Annotated in this window: 10 protein-coding genes and 1 pseudogene; 2 read left to right on the top strand and 9 right to left on the bottom strand. The window is 67.2% G+C overall.

The genetic code is table 11. The features are described from left to right. Window positions 1–4: 4 nt before the first annotated feature. The 6 genes from ACFWXC_RS01175 to ACFWXC_RS01150 form a co-directional block, all read right to left on the bottom strand. Complete coding sequence (locus tag ACFWXC_RS01175) at window positions 5–748, bottom strand: amino acid ABC transporter ATP-binding protein (RefSeq protein WP_384471063.1); 744 nt, start codon at window positions 746–748, stop codon at window positions 5–7. A gap of 149 nt (window positions 749–897) precedes the next feature. Beyond that, a complete protein-coding gene (locus ACFWXC_RS01170; protein WP_384471060.1) occupies window positions 898–1,305 on the bottom strand; it encodes a DUF6278 family protein in 408 nt (135 codons plus the stop codon). Between the two features lie 16 nt (window positions 1,306–1,321). Next, window positions 1,322–2,101, bottom strand: a complete 780-nt coding sequence (locus ACFWXC_RS01165; protein ID WP_384471057.1) for an exodeoxyribonuclease III — start codon at window positions 2,099–2,101, stop codon at window positions 1,322–1,324. A 36-nt stretch (window positions 2,102–2,137) separates the two neighbouring features. After that, complete coding sequence (locus ACFWXC_RS01160) at window positions 2,138–2,773, bottom strand: MBL fold metallo-hydrolase (protein ID WP_384471054.1); 636 nt, start codon at window positions 2,771–2,773, stop codon at window positions 2,138–2,140. Between the two features lie 28 nt (window positions 2,774–2,801). Next, window positions 2,802–4,121, bottom strand: coding sequence for a 4-carboxymuconolactone decarboxylase (gene pcaC / locus ACFWXC_RS01155; RefSeq protein WP_384471051.1), 1,320 nt, complete (start codon window positions 4,119–4,121; stop codon window positions 2,802–2,804). A 465-nt stretch (window positions 4,122–4,586) separates the two neighbouring features. After that, entirely contained in the window at window positions 4,587–5,792 is a 1,206-nt protein-coding gene (locus ACFWXC_RS01150; RefSeq protein WP_384471049.1) for a tyrosine-type recombinase/integrase, read from the bottom strand. 1,042 nt (window positions 5,793–6,834) lie between these two features. On the opposite strand from ACFWXC_RS01150, the pseudogene ACFWXC_RS01145 reads away from it, so the two are divergent. Together ACFWXC_RS01145 and ACFWXC_RS01140 are read left to right on the top strand one after the other, a co-directional pair. Further along, a pseudogene (locus tag ACFWXC_RS01145) lies at window positions 6,835–7,748 on the top strand (transposase family protein). Between the two features lie 123 nt (window positions 7,749–7,871). After that, window positions 7,872–10,292, top strand: a complete 2,421-nt coding sequence (locus ACFWXC_RS01140; RefSeq protein ID WP_384471046.1) for a SpoIIE family protein phosphatase — start codon at window positions 7,872–7,874, stop codon at window positions 10,290–10,292. Between the two features lie 318 nt (window positions 10,293–10,610). On the opposite strand, the gene ACFWXC_RS01135 is transcribed toward ACFWXC_RS01140, so the two are convergent. Genes ACFWXC_RS01135 through ACFWXC_RS01125 form a run of 3 tightly spaced genes read right to left on the bottom strand, consistent with a single transcriptional unit; the run spans window position 10,611 to window position 13,485 of the window. Beyond that, window positions 10,611–11,387 (bottom strand): ATP-binding cassette domain-containing protein, encoded by a 777-nt coding sequence (locus ACFWXC_RS01135; protein ID WP_384471043.1) that lies wholly within the window; start codon window positions 11,385–11,387, stop codon window positions 10,611–10,613. 2 nt (window positions 11,388–11,389) lie between these two features. Next, window positions 11,390–12,490, bottom strand: coding sequence for an ABC transporter permease (locus ACFWXC_RS01130; protein ID WP_384471040.1), 1,101 nt, complete (start codon window positions 12,488–12,490; stop codon window positions 11,390–11,392). Next, on the bottom strand, window positions 12,487–13,485 hold the full coding sequence (locus ACFWXC_RS01125) for a sugar ABC transporter substrate-binding protein (RefSeq protein WP_384471037.1): 999 nt from the start codon (window positions 13,483–13,485) through the stop codon (window positions 12,487–12,489). Before ACFWXC_RS01125 ends, ACFWXC_RS01130 begins: the two co-directional genes overlap by 4 nt. Between the last annotated feature and the right edge of the window lie 650 nt (window positions 13,486–14,135).

Below are 14,135 nucleotides of genomic sequence, written 5' to 3'. Positions count from 1 at the left end.
CCGCTCAGTGCTTGAGGATCTTGGACAGGAAGTCCTTGGCACGCTCGCTGCGCGGGGCGGTGAAGAACTCCTCCGGCGGGCGGTCCTCGACGATCCGGCCGTCGGCCATGAACACCACGCGGTTGGCGGCGGAGCGGGCGAAGCCCATCTCGTGGGTGACGACGACCATGGTCATGCCGTCGCGGGCGAGCTGCCGCATGACTTCGAGGACCTCGTTGATCATCTCGGGGTCGAGGGCCGAGGTGGGCTCGTCGAAGAGGAGGGCCTTGGGTTCCATGGCGAGGGCGCGGGCGATGGCCACCCGCTGCTGCTGACCGCCGGAGAGCTGTGCGGGGAGTTTCCCGGCCTGCGCCGACAGGCCCACGCGGTCGAGGAGTTCGTGCGAGCGCCGGTCGGCCTGCTCCTTCCTGCGCCCGCGGACCTTGATCTGGGCGAGGGAGACGTTCTGCAGGACCGTCTTGTGGGCGAACAGGTTGAAGGACTGGAAGACCATGCCGACCTCGGCACGGAGCCTCGCGAGGGCCCTGCCCTCCTGGGGGAGCGGCTGCCCGTCGAGCGTGATCCTCCCGGACTGGATGGTCTCCAGGCGGTTGATCGTGCGGCACAACGTCGACTTGCCCGACCCCGAGGGGCCGATGACGACGACCACCTCCCCCTTGCCGACGGTGAGATCGACGCCCCGCAGGACATGGAGCTCGCCGTAGTACTTGTTGACGTCGCGCAGCTCGATCAAAGGATCGACGGCCATCCGCAGCCCTACCCACTCTCAGCTGTGTCGTGGTTGCCGCAAACTATCCAGCCGCGAGCAGACTTGAGGCACGACACGCACTTTTCGGGCATTAGCCGTATTTACGCCGCTTTTATCGCTGCAGTGATCGCCGTTCGCACGGCCGCCGCTCAGGTCTCGGCGACCTCCGCGTAGAGTTGGGAGAGCTCGGGGACCCCGCTCGCGGCCCAGTCGTGGCCGGACTCGACGACCTCGAACTCCCGGCCGGACTCCAGTCGTACGACCGGCTCCCCGTCCGCGCGGATCTCCCATTCCGCGCCGGCCACGGTCCGGGTCAGGACGGTGCCCAGATACAGGCCGGCGTCGGTGCCCAGCCAGGTCATGGTCTCCTCGTCGTCCCGCCAGCGCGGGACCAGCTGGTCGAGGGCCTCCAGCGAGGCCGGGGTGTCGTCGAGCGTGACACCCTCCTCGGCCGCCTGGGCGCGCAGCAGCTCGCACTCGGCGAGCAGATCGGGGTCGGCGGTCAGGGGCACGTCACCGGTCTTGGCGTGCCTGTTGCCCAGAAAGGGGATGTTCATGGACCCAGGTTGACACTTACACCTCCAGGTCCACCACCACCGGAGCGTGATCGGAAGCACCCTTTCCCTTGCGCTCCTCGCGGTCGACGTAGGCGTCCTGCACAGCCTTGGCAAAGGGTTCGTTGCCGTACACCAGGTCGATGCGCATGCCGCGGTTCTTGGGGAAGGCCAGCTGGCGGTAGTCCCAGTAGGTGTAGGGGTGGTCGTACTTCAGGGGGCGCGGGACCACGTCGGACAGGCCGGTCTCGCGCAGCGAGGTCAGGGCGGCGCGCTCGGCCGGGGTGACATGGGTGAGCCCCTCGAAGGCGGCCGTGTCGAAGACGTCGTCGTCCGCCGGCGCCACGTTGTAGTCGCCGAGGACCGCGAAGGGGCGGCTGCCGCCCGCGTCCCCGGCCACGGCCGCCTTGAGGGCCTCGAACCACTGGAGCTTGTAGGCGTAGTGCGGGTGGTCCACCTCGCGGCCGTTGGGCACGTACACCGACCAGACCCGGACCGGGCCGCAGGTCGCCGAGATCGCGCGCGGCTCCACGCTCCCGTCGTAGCCGGGGTCGCCGGGCAGGCCCTTGACGACGTCCGCCAGGCCGACCTTGGACAGCACCGCCACGCCGTTCCACCGGCCGGTGGCGTGGACCGCCGCCTCGTAGCCCAGCTCGCGCAGTTGCTCGGTCGGGAACTGCGCCTCGGCGACCTTGGCCTCCTGGAGGCAGAGCACGTCGGTGCCGCTGCTCTCCAGCCAGGCGAGGAGCCTCGGCAGGCGGGCGGTGATCGAGTTCACGTTCCAGGTCGCGATGCGCATGCCTGACAACCTACCGGGCCCCTCTGACAACGCGCCTCAGACGTCCGCCGAGGCCCCCGGGGCCAGCCGCTGGTGGTCCGCGCCGCCCAGGGCGCCGATCTGGCGGTCGTAGATCGGGCGGGCCAGATCGGTGAGCAGGGCGTCGTGGATGTCGTAGGCGCGCCGCGGTTTCACCTCGCGGACGTAGTCGATGACCTCGGAGATCTTGTTCCAGGGGGCCATCACCGGGAGCATCAGCGTCTCGACGGGGTGGTCGGGGACGGTGAGGGCGTCGCCGGGGTGGAAGACCTTGCCGCCGTCGACGAGGTAGCCGACGTTGGTGATGCGCGGGATGTCGGGGTGGATCACCGCGTGCAGTTCGCCGTGCACCTGGACGTCGAAGCCGGCGGCGGTGAAGGTGTCGCCGTGGCCGACGGTGTGCACCCGGCCCGGGAAGGCCGCCGCGAGCTGGTCGGCGACGGACTTCAGGGTCCAGATCTCGGCGGCCGGGTCCGCGTCCAGCGCGGCCCGCAGCCGGCCCTCGTCGAAGTGGTCGGGGTGCTCGTGCGTGATCAGGATCGCGTCCGCGCCGACGGCCGCGTCCTCCTCGCTGAAACCTCCGGGGTCGAGGACGAGCGTGCGCCCGTCCTTCTCCAGGCGCACGCACGCGTGGGACTTCTTCGTGAGCTTCATGGTCACCATCCTGCCCCCGGGCCGTCCGTCAGTCCTCGGGAGTGGTCTCCTCGCGGATGATCTGCTGGGCGACCCGGAACGCGCTGTTCGCCGCCGGCACCCCGCAGTACACCGCCGCCTGGAGCAGGACTTCCTTGATCTCGTCCGGGGTGAGGCCGTTGCGCAGGGCCGCACGGACGTGGAAACCCAGCTCCTCCAGGTGGCCGCCCGCGACCAGCGCGGTGAGCGTGACACAGCTGCGCGAGCGCCGGTCGAGTCCGGGCCGGTCCCAGATCTCGCCCCACGCGTAGCGGGTGATGAACTCCTGGAAGTCCCCGGAGAAGTCGTCGGCCTGCGCCAGCGCCCGGTCCACATGCGCGTCCCCGAGCACCTCCCGGCGGACCTTGAGTCCCGCGTCGTAGGGATCGGGCCGCCCGAGCGGCTGCGGCACCGCGACGGCCGGGGCGATCTCGGCGATGGGCGTGACCTGCGGAGCGACCTGGGGCACGACCTGCGGTGCGGCGAGCAGGACCGGTTTCAGCGGGGCGGCCGGGATGGCCATCTGGCCCGTGGTCGAGTCGTAGGCGGGCTGCCAGGCGGTGGAGAAGTGCCGCACCAGCAGGTCGGTGACGGCGGCGGGCTGCTCGACCGGGACCAGATGGGAGGCGCCGGGTACCACGGCGAGCCGGGCGTCGGGGATCCCGGCGACCAGGGTGCGGGCCTCGGCGGGCCCGGTGACCTGGTCGTCCGAGCCGACCAGCACGAGCGTGGGCACGCCGATCCGGGCGAGTTCGTGCCGTACGTCGAAGCCCGCCAGGGCCTCGCAGGAGGCGATGTAGCAGCCGGGGTCGGTGGTGCGCACCATCTGGACGGCCCACTCGGTGATCGCGGGCTGCGCGGCGGCGAACCCGCTGGTGAACCAGCGCTCCGGCGAGGTCCGGGCGATCGGGTCGAGGCCGTTCGTCCGCACGATCACACCGCGCTGCCGGAACTCGTCCGCCGTCCCGAACCGGGGTGAGGCGGCGACCAGCGCGAGGGAGGCGATCCGCTCCGGGTGCCGCAGGGCCAGCTCGATGCCGACGGCACCGCCGAGCGCGCAGCCGGCGTAGCCGAAGCGCTGGACGCCGAAGGAGTCGAGCGTGGCCAGCAGCCGGGCGGTCAGCTCGGTGACGGAACCGGCCGGGTGCGCCGGGGAGCCGCCGTGCCCGGGCAGGTCGTAGCGGAAGACCCGCCACTGCTGGGTCAGCTCCGGGACCTGCCGGTCCCACATGTGCCATGTGGTACCCAGTGAGGGACCGAGGATCAGGACCGGAGCGTCTTCTGGCCCGTCAAAGCGGTATTGCAGGGTGTTCGTCGGTGTCTCACTCACCCGCCTGACCCTCTCATCTGTCACGAGATGTCACATCGCCGGGGTGAACCTAGCGGGCCATGCCCCACTCCTGCACTGCCGGACCTGCCAACGAAAATACAGGTATACGTTCTCCGGCATGCACTCGTGGCCGTGTTGACAGTGGGCGCTCCGGGCGCGTGCCCTCCTTCAGTCGCTGCGAGCAACGCTCTCCTCTTTGATCACGGACTCCAGACGGGTCGGGTTGCAGCATCGAGTGTGGTGGCACGGAGGAGGCTCGGCGTGACTCACCTGGAAACCTTCCGGAATCCCGCCCAACAGCAGCTTGAAGACCACACGGTGAACGCTTGGTAGAAGGCTTGGCCGTAGCCGGATGTTCCCAGTTACAGCCACATGTCCAGAACCAGCAAGCGGACTCCGATTCCACCTCCCCCAATCCTGCTGGCCATGCGGCTCGCAAGTCGCTCGGCTGATAGTCCGCGTGGCTCACTCCTGCCCCTCCGCCGCACCCCCGTGCAGGCCATCCCAAGTGGTGGCGGCTCCGCGGAGATCTTCTACATCCGGCTTGACGTACCACCGCTTGGTCGTCTTCACGTTCGTATGTCCGGCCCATCGCGCGAGGATATGGTCCGGGACACCGTTGTTGGCCAGGAAGGTGAAGCACGACGAGCGTGCGTCGTAGAGCCTGACGCGACGGAGCCCGAGAAGCTCCATAAGCCGGTACGCGCGTCGGCGAAGTTGCTTGATCGTGAAGGCGTCGCCCGCCTCGTGCACCAGCACGTAGCCCGACACCGTGTACGCCTCCCCCAGAGCGAGCCTCTCCTCGGCTTGGAGCGCCCGGAATGCCTTGAGGGCTCCCAGCACCAGCGCTGGCAGCGGCAGATCCCGCTCACCCGCAAGAGACTTGGTGTCCTTCTCCACCACGTACCGGTTGCCCATCATCGTGCGCGTGTTGGCAATGACGATCGTGGCGTTTCCCAAGTCAACGTCTTCCCAGCGGAGGCCGCAGACTTCAGCTGGACGAAGCCCCATCAGTGAAAGAAGAAGCGCAGCATAGAGCCGCTCACTCCTAATTCCATGTATGAATTTCTGAACCTCCTGGACATTCCAGGGCGGCACCTCCTCTTTAGTCTTCCGCTCTTCCTTGCGTGCTCTCCGGGGAATGGTCACGTGCGCAGCGACATTGACGTACACCAACCGCCGGGTAACAGCTCTCCCAAGCGCTTCCTTCAGTCGAGCAAGGCTCATGTCCACACTCGTGACACTGAGTGGCGTCCCCGCCCTTTTACCACGCACGCGACCATGCGCCAGCGCCCAGTCCCTCCACTCTTCCACGTGCTCTTCAGTAAGGTCCTGGAGGCGGATATTACCGAGCCTCCCTCGAACTCGGTCCAGGGTAATCCCGTAGTTGTAGATGGTGGTTTCTTCGAGATCCTCCGCTTTCATGGCCAGCCATCGGTCGAGCCACTCACCCACGGTGATCTTGTTGGGCGACACAAGCGACCCATCATGCCGCCGATTAGTTATGTTCGCGTACTCGGCCCTAGCTTCCTTCAACGAGTCGAAGGTACGCCGCAACTGCTTACGCTTCCCCGTTTCGGGATCGATTCCTACGTCGACAACAAACCGGTATCGGATCTTCCCCTTCGAGTTCGACGGAAGTTTCTTGATGGGATCGGACAGAATACTCACTCTCCTTGAGGGTGTGGAAACTGCACAAGAGCCGCTGCGCTTCAGCGAAGGGCGCTGCGGGCATCAGGGCTGCAGCAGCTGATGCCCCTCCTCTTCCTCGCAGGCGGGTTGAGGGAGCGCTGCCTTCTGCCCTGTCCGCTACGGCTCCACCGCCAAGTACAGCCAAATGCGGACGTGCTCAATGGTCGCGACGATCGCCGGTTTGGCTAACCGGCGATCGTCGTCTATGTTGCGCGCTGCATCACGAACCCGGCGTCTGCTTGAGCTCACCATCGGGGAGGGCAAGCTGATATGAGCGCAAGGCTCGGAGTGCAGGAGTGCTCACCGAACAGTCCGGCCGCGCAGACGCAGAGCCCGATGGACACCGCAAGGTAGTCACCCGCCATTTGACCGACCCAAGCGTTCAGTCCGCCAGGGACAAAGAGTGCGGGTGAAGTGAAGCGGACAGATCAGATAGCGGAGTCTGACAGTCGGGCCTCCCAAGTAGGGGCCACGCCAGCGGGACAACTCACGCAACGCGTCATTCCGAGCCGTTTCGGAAACTGAGCGCAGCCGACGAGTAGCACCGTCTGGCCTGGCGTTTCGCGGGACGTTTTACATTGACATGGTCCCGGCCTAGCTTTCCAGTCTTTCGGCGCTATTTCTTGTCTGCCGTCGGCGAATCTCCTACTTATCGTTTCATGAGGGATTGATCCGGTAAGGAGGCGACGCGGGAAAGGCTCGCCGCAGCATCACGACCGCCCTGGGAAACCAAGGGGAATGATTCGGCTTTTTCCACCCAAATGATGAAGTAAGCGACGACTAGTGTCGACAGGGCGGGTCCGTCCGCGACGAGGACAACAACCCACGACCGGGCGATGCGCCGTTGAACGGCACACTAAGGGCTCGCAGAAGAACAACTTGGGGGTAGCCAGCGCCCGGACCTGCGATGTCAAGTCTCAAAACCCACAAGTTGATTCTCTGCAGGCCCTATTACGAGTTGGTGCGTGATAGCGGGTGAGGTGTCGTGCCAGGCAGATGGCATGATCCCGCTGTGGCGATCATGGTCAATCGGGCGGTGTTGGCACATCGGCTGTTCACGGGGCTCTCTCGACGTCATCTCGCGTGCCTGGCCCAGGAGTTAGCCGTGCCGTGACAGGCCGGGGTCGGCGGTCGTCGCCATGCCGCGCGAGGCGGAGTCCGGAAGCGGGCCGAAGGTGCCGGCGCCCGCCATCAGCTGGTGTTCGTCGACCGGCTGGTGGCCACGCCGATCCATCTGCGGCACGACTTGCCGCACTCAATGCTGGGACTGCTGTTCGGCGTCGACCGCTCCACCGTCACGCGCACAATCGGAGAGGTACGCACGCTCCTGGCTGAGAGGGGGTGCGCGGTCCCGGACAGCCCTGGCCTGCGTCTTCGGACGCTGACGGATGTGTTCGCCTATGCCCGGGCCGAGAACATCGAGCTGCGCCTGACGCCACCGAGATCCAGGTGCGCAGGCCACCGGCTGGCCGCGGCGGACGGCGGGCGTTCGTCTCCGGCAAGAAGAAACAGAACACTATGAAGGCCACCGTGATCGCGGACTGGCACGGCCGCACGTTATGGACCGATGCCCTACGGCCTGGGCACATGCATGACGCCACAGCCGCCCGCAACGAAGGCATCGCCATCTGCTTCCAGCACTTCCCCGAAGTGGAGGTCCTCCTGGACGACGGCTACCTCGGCCTGAGCCGCGACCACCCCGGCCAGGCCATCACCCCGCCGAGAAGGCCACGACCCGGAGCACTGCCTGGTCGAGTCGCGCAGTGGGAACGTGACCGTCACGGGCACTCGTCCGACCGCATCACGGTCGAACACGCCCTCGCCGACCACAAACGCTGGAAGCAACTGGCCCGCTGGACCCACCGCCGCGACCGCCTGCCCGACACCTACCCTGCCATCGCCAGCCTCGTCTCCGACCGCACCGTCACCGCCTGAAAACAGGCCACGATTAGGCGAGACACACCTCACCGGGAACCAGGCTCCAGAGTTCCACAAATATCGACATAATGGGCATATTGCCTTGAGGGGTGGGGCAGCCGAGTTTGAGGAGTAAGTGAGATGCGCGGGTCCACTGCTGGAGCTGGAGAGACGGAGGACGCACTGGACGCACTCGCCGGTATCGCGACGGTCGTGCTCGACGGCGAGGGCACCGTGGTTCGCTGGTCCCGGATGGCCGCCGAGCTCCTGGACCGCGGGGCCGAAGAGGTATGTGGCCGCCCGGTCCGGTCCCTGCTCGCTGGCGCGTCCGATCACACATTCGGGACCGTGGGGTGGCAAGCGGGGATCCCGGCGGGGGGCCGAGCGCTTCTGCGGCATCGCTCAGGCGGCTCGGTCGATGTCGCCTACCGGACCCTGCCGTCGGACCCTTCTGGGTCCTTTCTGCTGTTCGCGCCCGCTCGGCAGGTGACCGACTGGGAGCAGGGCGCGAGTGTGCTGCGTTCTCTGCTCGGCCAGGACGAGGTCGGGATCATTGTTCACGACGTGGACCTCACCGTCGCACGGACCAATGTCTCGCCCGACACCTTCGGTGGCCTCGCCCTGCTCCCAGGCGGCCGGCTGACGGACGTGCTCGCCCCGCAGCACGCCGAGGCCATCGAGACCGCGCTGGGCCGGGTGCTGGCCACGGGTGAGCCGCTGACGGGGAAAGACCTGCCGGTGCGGTCGCCGCGGGAACCGGGGCGGCAGGGGACCTTGTCGCTGTCGGCATTCCGGATGGAAGACTGCCATGGGGCTGCGACGGGTGTCGTCGTGCTGGTCACGGACACCATCAGGCGGCGGCAGGCCCACCGTGAGCTGGATCTGCTACACGAGGCCGCCACCCGCATCGGTGGCTCTCTCGACGTCACCCATGCCGCACAAGACCTGGCGGACGTCCTCGTCCCCGCCTTCGGGGACCTGGCCAGTGTCGACCTCGCGGAAGCCGTGCTCGAGGGAGACGAGCCGCCGAAAATCCTCGGCGGCGGAGATCTGCACCTGCGCCGGGTCGCCGTGGCCGCGGCCACCGGTAGCTGGCCCGCTGCCCTTCTCCAACTCGGCGGAGCGCCCTTCTCGGTACCGGACACGGCCGATCTGCGGAGCTGGCAGCACGGCCGTGCCGTTCTCATCGATCCGGCGGAGGTACGCGCCATGATCGGTGACCCCGCGGTGATTCAGCTGCTGGTGCCCGAGCACGGACACTCGGGGGTGTGGGCCCCGTTGTTCGCACGCGGCCTGGTGCTCGGCTCCGTCTCGGTCTGGCGCACCGAGCAGCCGGAGCCCTTGTGTCCCGGGGACGCGGACCTGCTGATGGAGATCGTCTCCCGGGCCGCGTTGAGCGTGGACAACGCCCGCCGCTACACCCGCGAGCACCGCGCGGTGCTCGGGCTGCAGCAAAGCCTTCTGCCCGCGGCTACCGCCGACACCCCGGCGGTGGAGGCCGCGGGGATCTACCAGCCCGCCGGCGACGCAGCAGGGATCAGCGGCGACTGGTACGACGTCATCCCCCTGCCCTCTCTGCGGGTTGCACTGGTCGTCGGGGACGTGGTCGGCCACGGTCTGCACGCCACCGCCACCATGGGCCGGCTGCGCACCGCCGTCCGTACTCTCGCCGACCTCGAACTCGATCCCACCGAACTCCTTACCCATCTCGACGATCTCGTTCAGCAACTCGCCGGGGAGCCCGGGCCCGAGCCCGGCGACGCCGTCGGCGCCACCTGTCTGTACGCCGTGTACGACCCTGTTTCGCGCCACTGCGCCCTGGCCAGTGCGGGCCACCCACCGCCCGTGGCGGTCCGGCCCGACGGCACCGTCGAGGTGATCGACATCTTCCCCGGTCCGCCCCTGGGGGTGGGCGGGATGCCGTTCGAGACCACCGTCATCGATCTGGACCCGGGCAGCGTCCTCGCCCTCTACACCGACGGACTGCTCGAAAGCGGCGACGGCGACATCGACAGTGAGCTGCTGCGGCTGACGGACCGCCTCGCGGCACTCTCCGAACCCGGCCGGGCACTGGACGACATCGGCCGCACCATTCTCGTCGACTTCGGCGACGCCCCGCCTCGTGACGACATCGCACTCCTTCTGGCCCGCACGCGCGCCGTCCCGGCCCAGTCCCTCGCGAGCTGGGAGTTCCCCGCGGATCCGGCCGTCGTGGCCGAGGCCCGCGAGGCCACCGCCCGTCAACTGGCCGCCTGGGGCCTGGAGGAACTGGCTTTCACCACCGAGCTGATCGTGAGTGAACTCGTCACCAACGCCGTCCGCTACGCCGGCGGCCCCGTCGGGCTGCGCCTGATCTGTGAGGAGGTGCTGGTCTGCGAGGTCGTCGACCCCAGCAACACCCAGCCCCGCCTGCGCAGGGCCCGATGGAGCGACGAGGGAGGCCGCGGCCTGTTCCTTGTCGCCCAACTCTCCACGCGCTGGGGCAGCCGGTACAGCCAGCACTCCGGTAAGACGATCTGGGCCGAACAACCGCTGACTCGAGCGTTTGACCACCTCGCGTAGCCCTGGTCGCCGCGCATTGCGGTGGGTGCCGGATCGGAACCAGACCGAGAGCCCCCGAAGCCAAATCCCGGAAGCGGCTCTTGAAGCGCCGTCGACGTTGTGCAGCAGTTGCCCGGATGGAGATCGGTCAGCTGGTGTAAGGACAGGCCCGGCAGGCAGGGCGCCTCGCCGCCGCTGGTGAGGGCCGCGGTCACCGTCAGGGTGTCCGCGGACGCATCCTTCGCCACCTGCCGACGAGCCCATTTTCCGTCTGCCCGCCGTCGGTCGCGCCGACCGTGACGACCACGGCGACGTGGAGTCGTCCGGTCGGCTCGCCCGTCAGGGACCGAACATCGAGGGCTGGGATCCGGTGATCCAGCCGACGACGCGGTCACGGTCTGCCTCGGCCGTTCGAACATCTGCGACCTTGCGTCCTCGGTTGAGGATGACCATGCGATGGGTGACCTCGTAGCACAAGGGCAGGTCGTGCGAGACGACCACGACTGCTGTTCCCTGCTCGGCGAGTTTCCGGATGAGGTCCTCGACCTGGCGCGTCTGTTCGTATCCGAGCGCTGCCGTGGGCTCGTCGAGCAGGAGAATTCCGTGTGCCTCTCCGGCGACCCGGATGGCGCTTCTCGCGAAGGCGATGGCCTGGCGTTGACCGCCTGACAGAAGCTCCACCGGGCGCATCATCGGCGCGGTGCGGACACCGAGTCTGTCCAGTTGCTCCTCCGCATGACGGCGCTGTGCTTTGTGGTTGACGAACCCGAACCAGCCGAGCGGTCCCCGGTAGAGGATCTCCCGACCGAGATTCAGGTTGGTCGCTATGTCCTGGGGCTCCACCAGGGACAGGTCCTGGTAGACCATCTGGATGCCGGCGGCGGCGGCATCCTTCGGTGCGTGGAAGGTGCGGGTCTCCCCGTTGACGAGGATCGTGCCTTGCGTCGGACGGTGTGCACCCGACATCACCTTCAGCAACGTGGACTTGCCCGCGCCGTTGTCTCCCAGCAGGCCTACGACCTCTCCGGGGTCGACGCGGAAGTCGATACCGTCAAGCGCACGTACGAATCCGTAGTGGTGCTCGATACCGGACAGTTCCATCGCGGGGACAGCCATTCCTACACCCCCTTCTGATGGACCGAGAGATTGGCGGACATCAAGCGCTTGGCGACGCTGGTGTGGATGGCTCGCTCCACGAAGAGCGAACCGATCAGAAGCACACCGGTGGACACGGTCGCCCAGTAGGGCTGCACGCCACGGATGGTGAGCCCGTTCGAGATGGTCGCCAGGATCAGCGCACCCACGAGGACCCGGGGGAAACTGCCGCGGCCTCCGGAGAGCACGATGCCGGTGAGCGACACGGCGGTGAGTGAGTTGAAGATGATCGACGCGTCAGCGGTCGGACTGGCCAGTGTCACCGTCGCGGTGCTGACGAGACCCCCAAGAGCCGCCAATACCCCCGAGATGACGAAGCCGATGAGCCGGTACGCGCCGCTGTTGATTCCTGCGCGGCGTACGGCTTCGCCGTTCGCTCCCACCGCCATGACCCGCAGGCCGTCGCGGGTACGCGTCAGGAACAGGAATCCGATGACGTAGACGGCGGCGACGATGAAGACGGGACCGGGAATGCCTGTGAAACCTCCGTAGGCGAAGTAGTGGTGGGTCCCCATGAAGTTCAGCTGGGTCAGACCGGGGAACGACTGGCCGTGGGAGATGACGGCCGCCAGACCTGAGAGCGCGGAAAAGGCGCCGATGGTCACGATGATGGAGCTGAAGCCGCGCAGCACGATCAGGCCGTTGAGCAAGCCGACGACCAGTCCGCAGGCCAGCCCCGCGGCCAAGGACAGCCAGGTGGGAGCGCCATGGGTGAGGAGCCAGCCGCACACACAGCTGGCGACGGCGGCCGTTCCGGGCAGGGAGAGATCCAGGGATCCGGTCATGACGCCGATGGCGACACCGCCGGCGAAGATCGCTGTGATCGCTGCCGCGTTGGCTACCAGGACGGCGTTCGTCATGGTGAAGAAGTACGGTGACCCGAGGAAGGCGAAGACCACGATGAGGATGCCCCACATCACGAAGACACCTTGATCGCGCAGGAAGACCAGCGTGGAGACGGATCGCGGCAGACTGTGGGGCGCGGGAGCGACTGCTCCCCGGTCCTCGGTCTCGTCTTCTGCCTCGGACGGCGCAGCCTGCCGGCCGGTGGGCGCCGTCGTCACTGGCCGGCCTTTGTGATCTTCTGCGGCACAGTGAGCTGTTCGCCGTTCGCGGCGGGGTCCTTCACCAACTTGAACAGTGCGTCCATGGCCTGGTTGAGATCCGCCTGGTAGTCCAGGGCGACGAGGGCGTAGATCTTCCCGGTCTTCACTTTCGCCAGGGTTTCCGGAGCCCCTCCGGCGGTGACCAGGCATGGAAGCTTCTTGCCCGCAGAGGCGAACGCCCCGATCGCACCCTGAGCAGCTTCGTCGACGGCACCGACGACCGCCTGGGTGTTGGGGTGCCCCTGGAGGGAGTTGCCTATGTCGGTCTGAGCCTTCACGGTGTCCGGGGCCGCCGGGATCGTGGCGACGATCTTGGCACCAGGGGCAGTGGCGGTCAGGGCAGCCTTCGTGGCCGCCTCGGTCGCGGCCGCGCCGGAGATGCCCGGGACGTTGACCGTGTGGATGACCTCGGTCTTCCCTCCGAGCTTCTCGTTGATACAGGTACCGAGCTGTGTGCCGAGTGCCTTGCCGATGGCCGCGTTGTCCGTACGGTCGAAGGTGATGCCCTGCGTCATCCCGGACAGCCCGTAGTCCGAGGGTGTGCCGGTGATGACCATCGGCACACCCTTCTTCTGCGCCGACTCCACGAGGGGGCCTGCGGTCTTCGGGTCGAGCATCAGCGCGTAGACGCCCGCGGCCTGACCGGTCTGTACCGCGCTCTGAAGCTGGTTGAGCTGTGTCTGTGCGCTGCCGTTGGCTTCCTGGACGATGACCTTGTAGCCCTGTTTCTGGGCCTCGGCCTTCACTCCCTTGGCCAGCTCCTGCAAGGCCGGTGAGCTGGCGTAACCGGGCGAGAATATGATCGTCCTGCTCCCGGAGCCACTTTCACCGGACTTCTTCGCGTCAGTGCTGCCGGCGGGGTCCGTGGTGCCGCCGCAAGCGGCGAGTGCGGTGAGTGCGCCTACGGAGACCGCGGCAGTCACTGCACGACGAAGGGGGCGGGCGTACTGCATCTGTGCTCCTACTTCCGAGGACGGCTTCACTGCCGTCCGGGGCTCGTACCAGTGGTGCTCACGAAGTGCCGGCGTGCGCGGATGGCACCGGTGATGCCGGTCCGGTCCTGTGATGTCGCGTGGGCTGAACAGTTCGTCCCGTCGCTCACGTGAAGTCGTCGCCGTCCTGAATTCTGAGCAGGTGCGCCCAGGCTTTGACCCGCGTGGCTTTTCGTGTCTCTCTGGTGAGGGCTGCGTGGTGACGTGCACTACCAGGTACCGGGCGCAACCGTAGGTCGTGCATCACAGAAACTGCGAGATTCCTGCACAGCACTGCCGCGAATAGCGGCTATTGATGACATCAATGACGCGGGGGCTCGCGCTATCACTGATGTGCGGCGATTCTCTTACTGATATCGAGCCTCGACGATGACAGCCCTGGTTCCCTCCATCGAAGTCGCATTCGCATTCAATGCGATCGGGAACACCGTCCGCGTTCATCTGGCCGAAGGAAAGCCTTCCTCTCTCGCGCCTTCATTGGACCGAGCACCGACATCAGCAGACCGCCGGCGAAACCAGCGGCTTCAATCCGCTGATCGCTTCCGTACGCGGAAGTTTGCTGCGCCGAAGTGGTAGCCACTACGTGAGCCAGTGCCAGAGAACAGGATGGA

The sequence above is a fragment of the Streptomyces sp. NPDC058683 genome (genome assembly GCF_042716195.1).
GTDB lineage: Bacteria > Actinomycetota > Actinomycetes > Streptomycetales > Streptomycetaceae > Streptomyces.
Note: the sequence above shows the minus strand (reverse complement) of the source record. Positions and strands in the feature narration are given on the sequence as shown.

Bases quoted from the DNA above. Each gene is read 5' to 3' on its own strand.
- ACFWXC_RS01175 (WP_384471063.1), bottom strand. From the start codon at position 748: ATGGCCGTCGATCCTTTGATCGAGCTGCGCGACGTCAACAAGTACTAC.
- ACFWXC_RS01170 (WP_384471060.1), bottom strand. From the start codon at position 1,305: ATGAACATCCCCTTTCTGGGCAACAGGCACGCCAAGACCGGTGACGTG.
- ACFWXC_RS01165 (WP_384471057.1), bottom strand. From the start codon at position 2,101: ATGCGCATCGCGACCTGGAACGTGAACTCGATCACCGCCCGCCTGCCG.
- ACFWXC_RS01160 (WP_384471054.1), bottom strand. From the start codon at position 2,773: ATGAAGCTCACGAAGAAGTCCCACGCGTGCGTGCGCCTGGAGAAGGAC.
- ACFWXC_RS01140 (WP_384471046.1), top strand. From the start codon at position 7,872: ATGCGCGGGTCCACTGCTGGAGCTGGAGAGACGGAGGACGCACTGGAC.
- ACFWXC_RS01135 (WP_384471043.1), bottom strand. From the start codon at position 11,387: ATGGCTGTCCCCGCGATGGAACTGTCCGGTATCGAGCACCACTACGGA.
- ACFWXC_RS01125 (WP_384471037.1), bottom strand. From the start codon at position 13,485: ATGCAGTACGCCCGCCCCCTTCGTCGTGCAGTGACTGCCGCGGTCTCC.